This is a genomic window from Borrelia turicatae 91E135, from assembly GCF_000012085.2.
Taxonomy (GTDB): domain Bacteria; phylum Spirochaetota; class Spirochaetia; order Borreliales; family Borreliaceae; genus Borrelia; species Borrelia turicatae.
This window is the reverse complement of record NC_008710.1, coordinates 526,045-538,409: the sequence shown is the minus strand read 5'-3', so window position 1 is coordinate 538,409 and position 12,365 is coordinate 526,045. Positions and strand designations below refer to the sequence as shown.

The following is a 12,365-nucleotide window of genomic DNA, read 5'->3' as shown; positions in this document are numbered from 1 at the left end:
AAAACTTACCCATTAATTAAGAATAAATTCCAAAATAGAAAAATCATCTCTAAACGCATTATATCTTGATAAATTTAACATCTTCTTATAAAGACGTACTAAAATAAAATCATCTAAATCATATGTATTGTCTTTCAATATCTTATAAAAATCATCAATAGCCATTATTACATCCTGCTCATTTTCAACCTCATAAACACCATCACTAAAAAGTAAAAGGTGTGAGAATTTACTCAATATACATTCATTCTCCTCACAAGAATACATCTCTTTAATCCCAAGGATTGCTCCTCTTGTTTGAAGATAGACATTATCCTTAGCATTTAAAACAACAGCAGGCGGTGCTCCTGCTGATGCAAACCTTAGATGTCTTGTTTTTACATTTAAAACACCATACCATAATGTAATAAACATATCACTTTTAAACTTAACAAAATACCTGTTAACATATCTTAAAACTTCAGAAGGACTTATATCATTATTATTCATGATATAAGAATTAATAACACTTGAAACACTAAGAGATAAAAGTGCAGAACCTATCCCGTGACCTGAAATATCTATCAAATAAATTATTAGATTATCATCATTAACAAAATAATAATTAAAAAAATCTCCTCCGATTCTTTTTGATGGAACAAAAATCCAATTAGAATTAAAAAATTCGTTTTGCATCTTCTTGGGCAATAAATTCTCAATATAATTTCCAGCTTCTATTAGTTCACTCTCAAAATATTTTCTACCACGAAGTACAAAATCTAAATATTTTTGTCCCTGCTCTATAATCTTTTTCTTTTCAATAAAACTACTTATCCTAATACCCAGTACCAAAAAATCTAAACTTTTCAAAAAATAATCATCAACTCGCTCTTCAATAAAAATCTGAATAATATCTTTTTCACTTATTTGAGAAATAACAATAACAGGAATCATCTCATAAAGACCATTATTTTTAATATTCTTAAGCAAGTTTAAAATCAACTGTATATCTTCATCCGAACTTAAATCAAGAATAATTAAATCATAAAAATCATTACAGAGTAACTGATTGAACAAGTCAACAGCATCTGCAGATACAACAATATAGTCTCCTAAAATCAAATAATCTGTAAGTCTTTTACTATAAATACTATCACATGAAAAAATCAATATCTTATGTCCATCTTTATTTAAAGCTTGTCTACTTGCAAGAGAAGAAGAGAGAAACACATTTTCAAGCTCAATTTCTATATAAGATATTATCGACGAGATCTTATAAGCAATTGCCTTAAAAAAAGCAATACCAGCATCTCTAATCCCACTATAATGCATAGAATTGTCTATTAATTCCAAAGATAAATACAAATAAGAAACCAAATCACATTTCATGCTTCTAATCAAAAATTTACCTAAGCTTAAGTCTTGAGAACCTTCAAACTCTCCTTGAAATTTATTAACAATCTCTAAAGTTAACTCAAGACAATTTGTAATATCATCATAAAAATACCTAGGGGTTTCTTTATAAAGTTCATAAGAATAAGTATTGATAAGCAAGAAAATATCTTCTAATTTTAAACTAAATTCATTTAATATACTAATAACATTATTACTATTCATCCTCAGTCAACGCAACTTTTGAAATAGGAAGTAAAATATCATCACCAAAAGCTTTCCTAGAAACTTTAACTATCATAGAACCTTGCCTTCTTTTATACTCACTACTAGAATAAAGATCTAACACCTTTGCAACCACTTCTTTTCCAAAAGATTCATAAAGCAACTCCAAAGGTTCATTCTCAAGCAAATATCGACTTAATATCTCATCAAGAATTTCATATTTGGGAAGAGAATCACTGTCTTTTTGATCAGGTCTCAACTCAGCAGAAGGTTCTTTTGAAAGAATATTAACAGAAATCACTGATCTACCTTCTCTTAAATTAATATATTTTGCAAGATTATAAACATCTCGTTTAAATAAATCGCCAATCAAAGCAATTCCACCACAAGAATCACCATAAAGAGTGCAATAACCAACAGCAATTTCACTTTTATTTCCAGTATTTAAAAGCAAAGACTTGTTTGCATTACTATAAGACATTAAAAAAAGCCCCCTAAGCCTAGCTTGCAGATTTTCTTCAGTAACACCCTTTGTATTAAAATACCCATTAAAAAACTCTAAAACAAATTGAAACATGCCCTCAATAGGCATATCAATCAATTTAAATCCCAATCCCCTAGCAAGTTCCTTTGCATCAAAAACAGATCCCTTTGATGAAAACCTACTAGGCATAGAAATACCAACAACTCTATGAGCCCCTAAAGCAGCACATGCAATATAAGCAACAACAGCAGAATCAATTCCTCCAGAAACACCTAAATGAACTTTATCAAAACCAGAAAGATCAACATATTCTCTTAAACTACTTATCAATGCCTCAATAAGTTTATCAAAAATTTTAGACTCACAGTCAAGTTCTAAATCATGAAATCCTTCATTAAATAAAATATCGTCTTCAAATTTCTTAGCCTGTTTTATTTTTCCGTACTCATTAATAAAAAAACTCAGACCATCAAATACAGTAGAGCCATAAACACCGCATAAATTGGCATAAACAACTTCCAAATTATTTTTCATAGCTACTTCTTTGAAAAATTTAAGCCTTAAGTTATTCTTCTCGCCAGTAAAATAAGACTTTGATGGAACTAAAAGATAGTCAGCTTTACTGAAAGACCCATTAAATTTGTCCTCAAGTCCTTGAAACAAAAGATCATCGTCCAAATTCAAGACAGCAATACTTTGACCCTTATAATTAAATAAGAACGGCTTATTGACTTCTCTAGTTGTCAAAACAAACTGATGATCATTTACCACTGATACGCAATCTAATAATTTGCCCTCATAAAAACTATAATGTCCAAATACAACACAAAGTCTATCATCAACCTGATCTTTTATAAAATCAAGGCCATCAAGAATTTTTTTCAAATATTCTGCTCTATGAAACAAATTCTCATACTCAATGCCCCCAACAAAAATAAAAGGAAACACTAAAATATCAACTTTATTTTGAAGAGCATACTCATAATTTTTCTTAAACACACCCAAAATATGCTTAAACTTAAAAACTCTACATTTTGTCTGCGCTATACATATTTTCACAAAGTAAATAATAAGCAATAACAGAAAAAATTACAAGAAAATGCTGAACCACACTTAACAGTTTTTTAATCTCATCATTTGTTCCAGGCTCCTAAAAACTAAACTGATTACAAAAAAATCTCAATATTAAAAAACCCCCGCTTATATATACTGTAAAGCACTTCCAAATCCTGATATTGCTCTATTATAAGCACAGTAACTTGCTACATTAACTATAAGTAATATCTTAAGAATGTAATCTGAGAGAGAAATTTAAAAACCTGATGAAAGCTTTACTCCAAAACCACACAAAATCATAAAAACCCCTCAAACATATTCAAAACAAATCTTTAGACACAACTTTAAACAAAAAAATAACCAATATATTTTTTTTATTTTGACAAAAAAGTACACATAAGAATTTACTAAACTCGAAATATGTATCAATATTATACTATTATGGCTTAATAGTCAAAATTGACTCTTTTAAAGATAATTAAAACGAACCAAATTCAGAAAAAATTCTTTAAAGAAAAAATTTGTAAAATATTTTCTTTAAAGATAAAATGCTTTATAAAAGGAGGCTAAAGTGAAAGAAAAGGAACAATGTGAAGAACCCGAAAAAATCAAAGAACAAAAAAATGACATACTACCAAATGAAGACAGTCCTAACATGGAAAGCAAAGTTACTGAATTAGAAAATGAAATTTCAAATCTAAAAGATTTGTATTTAAGGAAACAAGCAGAATTTGAAAACTTTAGAAAAAGACTTGAAAAAGATAAAGAAAATTTTATTAAATTCGCAAACGAAAACATAATGAAAGATATAATTAATTTTCTTGATAATTTAGAAAGAGCAATAGACTCATCAAAACAATCAAGGGATTTTGATACTCTATTATCAGGAATTAGTATGATTGAAAGTGAAGTGCTCTCAAGCTTTGACAAAAAATATAATCTAAAAAAGTTTGGCAAACCGGGAGAAACCTTTGATCCAAGTCAACATGAAGCAATAAGCATAGAAGAAAAAGAAGGGGTTAAAATCCCTGAAATCGTAGAAGTATACCAAAAAGGATACTGCTACAATAATCGAGTATTAAGAACTGCAAAAGTTAAAGTTGCACAAAGCAAAAATTAATATTAGAAATCAAAAATACAAAAGGAGGTTTTATATGGGAAAGATAATAGGAATTGACCTTGGAACAACAAATTCATGTGTGGCCATAATGGAACACGGAAAACCTGTTGTAATACAAAATTCAGAAGGAGGAAGAACTACTCCATCAATTGTAGCTTACACAAACAAAGGTGAACGACTTGTAGGACAAGTAGCAAAAAACCAAATGGTTACAAATCCTGAAAACACCATATACTCAATAAAAAGATTTATGGGAAGAAGATTTGAAGAAGTTGCAAGTGAAATCAAAATGGTTCCTTATAAAGTAGAAAAGGGACAAAATGGAGATGCTCGTGTAAACATTTCCAATATAAAAAAACAAATGTCACCACCAGAAATATCAGCCGCAACTCTTACCAAAATGAAAGAAACAGCTGAGGCCTATTTAGGAGAAACGGTTACTGAAGCTGTAATCACGGTTCCAGCATATTTTAATGACGCTCAAAGACAAGCAACAAAAGATGCCGGAAAGATTGCAGGACTTGATGTTAAAAGAATCGTTAATGAACCAACAGCTGCTGCTCTTGCTTATGGAATTGAGAAAAAAAATGAAGAAATAGTTGCTGTTTATGATCTTGGTGGTGGAACGTTCGATATCTCAATACTTGAACTTGGGGATGGTGTTTTTGAAGTTAAATCAACAAATGGAGATACCCATCTTGGGGGAGATAACTTCGATGATGAAATCATCAAACATTTAATTACCGAATTCAAAAAAGACAGTGCGATTGACCTATCAAACGACAAGATGGCACTTCAAAGGCTCAAAGAAGCAGCCGAGAAGGCAAAAATAGAACTCTCAGGTGCTCAAGAAGCATCAATAAACCTTCCATTCATCACAGCCGATGCAAATGGACCTAAACACCTACAATACACTCTCACAAGAGCAAAATTCGAACAAATGGTAGATCATTTGGTTCAAAAAACAAAAGAACCATGCCTTAAGGCTATTAAAGACGCTGGGCTTAAGGCTTCTGACATCAACGAAGTAATACTTGTTGGAGGCTCCACAAGAATACCAGCCATTCAAAAAATAGTAAAAGAAATATTCGGTCAAGAACCAAATAAAGGTGTAAACCCTGATGAAGCTGTTGCAATAGGAGCTGCAATTCAAGGTGGAATATTGACAGGAGAAACTAAAGATATGGTGCTCCTTGATGTTACACCTCTCTCCTTAGGTATTGAAACCCTTGGTGGAGTTATGACAAAGCTAATTGAAAGAAACACTACAATTCCTACCAAAAAGAGTCAGGTATTCTCAACAGCAGCAGATAATCAAACTTCTGTAGACATTAAAGTCTTGCAAGGTGAACGTGAGATGGCATCACAAAACAGAGTACTGGGCAATTTTATTCTTGACGGAATACCAGCAGCACCAAGAGGAGTTCCACAAATAGAAGTTAGCTTTGACATTGATGCTAATGGAATAGTTCATGTTTCTGCTAAAGATATGGGAACTGGAAAAGAACAAAAAATTCGAATTGAATCATCATCAGGACTATCCGAAGACGAAATTGAGAGAATGGTTAAAGATGCTGAGGCTCATGCTGAGGAAGATAAAAAACTGAAAGAGAGCATAGAAGCAAAAAACATAGCTAATTCCTTAATTTACCAAACAGAAAAATCTCTAAAAGAATACGGAGAAAAAATAACAAGTGAAGACAAGGAAGCTATTGAAAATAAAATAAAGGAACTTAAAGATGCACTAGAAGGCTCAGATATAGCCTTAATTAAATCAAAAACAGAAGAACTTCAACAAGCTTCTTATAAAATAGCTGAAATGATGTACAAAGATGCTCAATCCAGTTCATCAAATCAAGACAATGCTCAAAACAATGCAAGTAGTGAAAGCAAAGAAGCTGATTACGAAGTTGTTGATGAGGATAAAAAATAGTGAAAAGAGATTATTATGAAATTTTGGGGCTCTCAAAAGGAGCCTCAAAAGATGAAATCAAAAAAGCATATAGAAAAATAGCAATCAAATATCATCCTGACAAAAATAAAGATAACAAAGAAGCTGAATCTATTTTTAAAGAAGCAACAGAGGCTTATGAGGTCTTGGGCGATGACAATAAGCGTGCTCAATACGATCGATTTGGACACACAGCTTTTGAAGGTGGAGGGGGATTTAGTGGGTTTTCTAATGGCTTTAGTGGATTCTCAGACATTTTTGAAGATTTTGGAGATATCTTTGATTCATTCTTTACTGGAAGACGAGGACAAGATAAAAATAGACAAAATGAAAAGGGTCAAGATATAACATATCAAATAGAAATATCACTTGAGGATGCTTATTTAGGTTATAAAAATAACATTAATATCGCAAGAAATATGTTATGTGAATCTTGCTTAGGGAAAAAATCTGAAAAAGGAACCAGTCCTTCAATATGCAACATGTGTAATGGTAGTGGCCGAGTAATGCAAGGAGGGGGCTTTTTTAGAGTAACAACTACATGCCCCAAATGCCATGGAAATGGAAAAATAATATCAAATCCTTGCAAATCATGCAAAGGAGCTGGTAGCCTTAAATATAAAGAAACAATAGAACTTAAGATTCCAGCAGGAATTGATGATTCTCAACAAATAAAAATGAGAGGAAAAGGCAGCGTAAATCCCGATAATCAACAATACGGGGATCTCTACATAAGAGTATCAATCAAACCCCATAGAATTTTCAAAAGAAATGGAAAAGATCTATACGCAACTCTTCCAATAAGTTTTACTCAAGCAGCACTTGGAAAAGAGATAAAAATACAAACAATAGCAGAAAAAAAGATTGAAATAAAGATTCCAAAGGGAACAGAAAATGACGAACAAATCATCATTAAGAATGAGGGCATGCCAATACTACATACAGAAAAATTTGGAAATCTCATTTTGATTATTAAGATCAAAACTCCTAAAAATCTAAGTTATAATGCCATTCGTCTACTGGAAGATTTAAGCAAGGAAATTAATGATATTGATAAAGTTACTTTAAATAAAATTTAGTATGTATATTACACACGCCAATTCAATAATTGAAAGCATAAAAAATAACAAAGGACTTGAATTATACATTTCAAAAATAAGTCCAAAAAGCATAAATATTGAAAAAATAGCCAGAGAATATAATACTCAAATAATAAAAGTGAATGATCTTGCTAAGATAATTGGCAACAACAATCATAGGGGTTTTGCATTAAAATTAAAAATTTCTAAATCTAACAATACAAACAAACAAGATAAAAATTTAGAAGAATTCTTAGAAAAATTTCAATATAAAAATAATGTATTTATCTTAATACTTGATGGAATAGAAGATCCTCAAAATTTTGGAGCAATTCTTAGAACATCAGAACAATTTAACATTGATCTTGTAATTACTAGCCAGAGACGCAGTGCAAAAGACAACGCAACCACCTTACGCACTAGCTCTGGCGCAAGTCAATATGTTAATAAATTGATAGTCCCAAATATAAATAATGTAATAAAAGATTTAAAAAAAAATGGATTTTGGATATATGCCAGCGATATCAAAGGTAAGGCAATAAACACCATAAAAATAAATGATACCAAAATTGCACTTATTATGGGAAATGAGGGCAAAGGAATACACAAATTAATAAAAGAAAATTCAGATTTTTTAGTAAAAATCCCAACTACAGGCAAAATAGATTCATTGAATGTATCGGTTTCAACAGGAATTTTAATATTTGAAATAAAAAGACAACTTAACTTACTTTAACATATTTTTTAGAATCAATGTAATCTAATTATCCCAAAAAATTTCTCAGCTCAACAGAAGCTAGGAACCCTTCAGCAGCAGCTGTAATAGCCTGTGCATAAAGCTTGTTACTAACATCACCACACGAAAACACTCCCTCAACACTAGTCTTAACGAGATCTTGAGTAGAGATATATCCATCCTCATCCAATTCCAAAAATCCTTTTACAAACTCCGTATTTGGCTTATAACCAATAGCCACAAATATCCCATTTACACTCAACTCAAAAGTAGAATTATTCTTATTATCAATAATTTGCACCATAGATACAATATTATCTCCATTAACTTCTATAGCCTCACAGTTATATAAAATCTCAACATTAGGTAATTTTTCAACATTCTGTCTTAACATAGCAATAGCTTTCAAATAATCCTTTCTCACAATAACATATACCTTTTCTGATAATTTGCTTAAATAAATAGCTTCCGAGATTGCTGTATTACCCCCACCAATTACTGCAACTGTTTTTCCCTTAAAAAGATGCCCATCACAAATTGCACACACAGAAATACCTCTATTCCAAAACAAATCTGAATTCTTAAGAGTATTAAGTTTTTTAGGTACCGATCCCGCTGCAATAATAACAGCTTTGCTTTTATAAATATAATTATCAGTAAAGAGATAAAAAATATTATCTCTTTTTTCTATAGATGTTACAGTCTCAAGATAAGTGATAGCACCCAGATTGATCACCTGATCTTTCATATTTAACATCAATTCTCTTCCATTTACACCGTTTTTAAAACCTGGATAATTATATACTTCCGTAGTCGTTGTAAGCTGCCCTCCAGGCTCAGGTCCTTCTAAAATAACTGTCTTATATCCACTCATAACAGTATAGATTCCAGCCGTAAGCCCCGCAGGTCCTGAACCAACAATGATTACATCCTCAATGGAATTCATCTCTGTTCTTAAAACCTTTTTATTACTCTTTTTTATATCCAGTACTTCAAACTTTAACATAAATATCCCTCAACTCCTATTTCACTCATTAAAATACACTACATAAAATGTTTAAATATAACTTCATCCAAATGTTACATCAATAAAAAATATTTGTATTAATTTAAAAGTTTATTAAGGTTAATCTCTAGGACGCAACATGGAACCATAATTCCAAAATTTCTCAATATGTAAGGCGATACTTCACCAAAGCCACCTAAAACGGTGTCATTGATTAAAATGTCAACTCCTCTGCCATCTATATAAAGAGATTTACTTGATTCTCTTAACTTAAATTCAATATTTAAATAATAAAAAAGAGATGAAACTAAAGAATTAATCTCATTAAATGAAAACTCCTTATCAGCCATCAGAAAAGCCAAATTATCATAAGTAATAGTACCATCAACACTATTTAAATCTTTTAAAGCTACCTTCCCAATCTCAAAAATCTTATGTGGATAAGGAAAATTGGAACTAATACTCTCAGATTTAAGCAAATCAGACACTATTGAGCCCCTAATATACTCATACCCCTCTGTCATTGGATTAGCAACACTTAAAAAGTCATCACCTTCAATATTCATCTTTTCAATAAAATCTGTCCTAGATCCCAGATAATTATAAATCATTTCCTGAAATCCCATTCCAATCATTAAATTTTTAATTTTTCTTGAAAACTCTTCTATCTGACTCAGTCTTCCTAGAGTAAAATCTTTGGGAAGCTCTGGCTTAAAACTATCCAGTCCCATACCTATCATTATTTCTTCAATAACATCTACTTCATGAAGAAAATCATTTCTATAAACAGGAGGAATAACATAAAATTTATCTAATTCTTTAAAGTAAGCTGATATCCCTAATTTTTTTAAGTCAAGACACATATTATTTGCCGTAAAATTACTACCAAGCATTTTATTAACATTATCAACATTAACCTCTAGCATATTTTGAAAATAATAAGGACAAATTATCTCCTTCCCAAATAAAGTTTCATTAGGAAAGATGGTCTTTACTGGTAAAATTTCAAAACCCATATCATGTAAATCACAAGCAGTCACTGACAAAGATAACAAAGTAGCCTCAAGATTAGTTCCCGTAACTTCAATAAACAAATCGGTATCACCTACCTTTAAAGCTCCAATATCATGAGAATTGATTACCGGAGGATAAGAGAGAACCTTATCCTTATCATCTAACAATAAAGGATATTTATTAAAACTTGCAAGAATAGTTGAATATTCTATTCCTTTAGAATGTACCCTATTGATTTCCTCAATAGACATTTCTCTATCCATACCTAGAGGAATAAATCTATAATCAGAATTACATGCAGTATAACTTAATGGAAACTCAATTAAATCTGATGAGTACATCCCCATCGCAACCCTTTTACGCTTTTGTCCATAATTATGACAAAGCTTTTCCTGCAACTGAATTAAAGTTTCAAGCATTCGTTCATTGCAAATCACACCTTTGGCCAAAAATCCAAAAATAAAAGGCCTAATACTAAATACTTCAGGACTGACCAAAATTTCACCATAAAATTCTTGCAAATTATCTGCCATTGAAAAAAACTTAAACAAAGGTAAATGACCAAAAAGATATGTCTTAATTTGACGCGCAAGCCCCGCACAAGACCACAAATCAGGTCTATTTGTATCATTAAATTCAATTTTGATCTTATCATTAACCGTATCAAATTCACAAATTTCAGCCTTAGCCATTTCAAGAACAGATACAAGTTCAGATTTCGTTAAAATTTTTCCTATCTTTTCTAATAAAATACTCTTATAAATTTCAACCTTAGGCATTGACTTTTCCTCGCCTCAATACAACATCACCAATATTATGGGTAAAAAGCTCCCTTAAATCACTTAAACCTAAATGCATTAAAGCCATTCTATCAATGCCAATACCCCAAGCAATAACAGGAACATCAATTCCAAAAGGTTTTGTAACCTCTGGTCTAAAAATACCGCTCCCGCCTAACTCAAACCAACCAAGCACAGGATGTTTCACATGCACTTCAATTGACGGCTCTGTAAATGGAAAATAAGCAGGAACATATTTAACCTCAGTAGCACCGGCCAATTCTTTAGCAAAAATTTCAAGAAGACCTAATAAGGTTTTAATATTAACATCTCCAATAACAATCCCTTCTGTTTGATAAAAATCGGCTCCATGAGTAGCATCAACTTGATCATATCTAAAACACCTAACAATGCCAAAATATTTACCAGGATTTTTTGCATCAATTAATTGCTTTGCTGAAAGCACTGTACCTTGACTTCTAAGCACTAATCTTTTTGAAATACTCTCGCTAAAATCATATCTCCAACCTCTTGAACCTGTAGTGTAACCATCCTCATGAACAGCTTTAACATTAGAAAAATAAGGCTCGGGCAAAGATTTAAGTGAACTTGGTTCCTTGATATAATAAACATCCCTTATATCACGTGCAGGATGAAACTGAGGCATAAAAAGAGCATCATTATTAAAAAATTCACTCTCGACTAAAGGACCATCAAATTCTTCAAACCCAAGACTTACAAGCTTATCCTTAACTTTAGCAATATACTCTGAATAAGGATTTGCACGCCCAATAAAGGTTTTATTAGATGAAACATGAATATTATAAGCCCTAAAATTTTTATTTTCATAAGTTTTATTTTTTAACATTTCAGGGGTCAACTTTACAATCTCATCACCTGTTAGATTGCTTCTTCCAAGTTCAGATTTTACTTCTAACCCAAATTTGGAAAATTCAAATTTTAGGTCCAAGCTCTCTATCACCTTAAATAACACATCACCAGCGCCTTTTTTCTTAGAATAATTAGAAATGACTAATAATTCATCCTGAGATAAATCATCTTCTAAAAGATCGCTGTTTTGAGCTTTGGAAAGTAATTCTTTAACTATATTGTAACTAGAACGATTTAAATCTTTAACAAGGATTTCTTTACCTAATCCCAAAGATAGAACTCCCTCTTTAGATAAATTACCAAATGCCTTACCAGCATCTCTGGCATCAATTTCTAACTCTGATGGCAAATTGGCAACTAGAACTGTTTTTCTAGATACAAGATTGATTATTCTCTCCTCAACTAAACCATTAGCTAAAGCATCAACACCTCTTTCAGTTAGGCGATAAAACACATTAAGTTTTCTAAAAGTTTCTCTAAGAATACCTTTAGAAACAAGCCATTCAATTGTTTTATTTGATTGTCCTTCATTATAAAGTAAATCCGCAACAAGCCTTAAGGCAAAAATTTCATCTCCCTCTTTATAATTTAAAATCACTTTTATCTCAAGAGGATGTAATGTCCTTACCACCTCAAATCTATTTTTCACAAAA

At 31.3% G+C, this 12,365-nt stretch carries 9 protein-coding genes; 4 read left to right on the top strand and 5 right to left on the bottom strand.

All coding sequences use genetic code 11. The features are described from left to right. Window positions 1-12 precede the first annotated feature (12 nt). Together BT0_RS02615 and nadE are read right to left on the bottom strand one after the other, a co-directional pair. Window positions 13-1,596, bottom strand: a complete 1,584-nt coding sequence (locus BT0_RS02615) for a PP2C family protein-serine/threonine phosphatase (RefSeq protein WP_011772466.1) — start codon at window positions 1,594-1,596, stop codon at window positions 13-15. Further along, window positions 1,589-3,139, bottom strand: coding sequence for an NAD(+) synthase (nadE, locus tag BT0_RS02610; protein WP_041178576.1), 1,551 nt, complete (start codon window positions 3,137-3,139; stop codon window positions 1,589-1,591). Before nadE ends, BT0_RS02615 begins: the two co-directional genes overlap by 8 nt. Window positions 3,140-3,707: 568 nt before the next feature. Here nadE and BT0_RS02605 point away from each other — a divergent pair. Genes BT0_RS02605 through rlmB form a run of 4 tightly spaced genes read left to right on the top strand, consistent with a single transcriptional unit; the run spans window position 3,708 to window position 8,022 of the window. After that, complete coding sequence (locus tag BT0_RS02605; RefSeq protein ID WP_011772464.1) at window positions 3,708-4,256, top strand: nucleotide exchange factor GrpE; 549 nt, start codon at window positions 3,708-3,710, stop codon at window positions 4,254-4,256. A gap of 34 nt (window positions 4,257-4,290) precedes the next feature. Continuing rightward, window positions 4,291-6,189 (top strand): molecular chaperone DnaK, encoded by a 1,899-nt coding sequence (gene dnaK, locus BT0_RS02600; RefSeq protein ID WP_041178489.1) that lies wholly within the window; start codon window positions 4,291-4,293, stop codon window positions 6,187-6,189. Next, window positions 6,189-7,286: a molecular chaperone DnaJ gene (dnaJ, locus tag BT0_RS02595; protein WP_011772462.1), complete on the top strand. Its 1,098-nt coding sequence runs from the start codon at window positions 6,189-6,191 to the stop codon at window positions 7,284-7,286. The genes dnaK and dnaJ overlap by 1 nt, the downstream gene beginning before the upstream one ends. 1 nt (window position 7,287) lies before the next feature. Then, complete coding sequence (rlmB, locus tag BT0_RS02590; protein ID WP_011772461.1) at window positions 7,288-8,022, top strand: 23S rRNA (guanosine(2251)-2'-O)-methyltransferase RlmB; 735 nt, start codon at window positions 7,288-7,290, stop codon at window positions 8,020-8,022. 28 nt (window positions 8,023-8,050) lie between these two features. Here the strand turns inward: rlmB and trxB are convergent, their stop codons facing one another. The 3 genes from trxB to BT0_RS02575 form a co-directional block, all read right to left on the bottom strand. Then, on the bottom strand, window positions 8,051-9,028 hold the full coding sequence (gene trxB / locus BT0_RS02585; protein WP_011772460.1) for a thioredoxin-disulfide reductase: 978 nt from the start codon (window positions 9,026-9,028) through the stop codon (window positions 8,051-8,053). Window positions 9,029-9,126: 98 nt separating this feature from the next. Then, window positions 9,127-10,821, bottom strand: a complete 1,695-nt coding sequence (pheT, locus tag BT0_RS02580; RefSeq protein WP_011772459.1) for a phenylalanine--tRNA ligase subunit beta — start codon at window positions 10,819-10,821, stop codon at window positions 9,127-9,129. Beyond that, window positions 10,814-12,361, bottom strand: a complete 1,548-nt coding sequence (locus BT0_RS02575) for a phenylalanine--tRNA ligase subunit alpha (RefSeq protein ID WP_011772458.1) — start codon at window positions 12,359-12,361, stop codon at window positions 10,814-10,816. The genes pheT and BT0_RS02575 overlap by 8 nt, the downstream gene beginning before the upstream one ends. Between the last annotated feature and the right edge of the window lie 4 nt (window positions 12,362-12,365).

What these genes read in the sequence shown, in the direction of transcription:
- BT0_RS02615 (WP_011772466.1), bottom strand. Translation starts at nt 1,596, where the DNA reads ATGAATAGTAATAATGTTATTAGTATATTAAATGAATTTAGTTTAAAA.
- dnaK (WP_041178489.1), top strand. Translation starts at nt 4,291, where the DNA reads ATGGGAAAGATAATAGGAATTGACCTTGGAACAACAAATTCATGTGTG.
- rlmB (WP_011772461.1), top strand. Translation starts at nt 7,288, where the DNA reads ATGTATATTACACACGCCAATTCAATAATTGAAAGCATAAAAAATAAC.
- trxB (WP_011772460.1), bottom strand. Translation starts at nt 9,028, where the DNA reads ATGTTAAAGTTTGAAGTACTGGATATAAAAAAGAGTAATAAAAAGGTT.
- pheT (WP_011772459.1), bottom strand. Translation starts at nt 10,821, where the DNA reads ATGCCTAAGGTTGAAATTTATAAGAGTATTTTATTAGAAAAGATAGGA.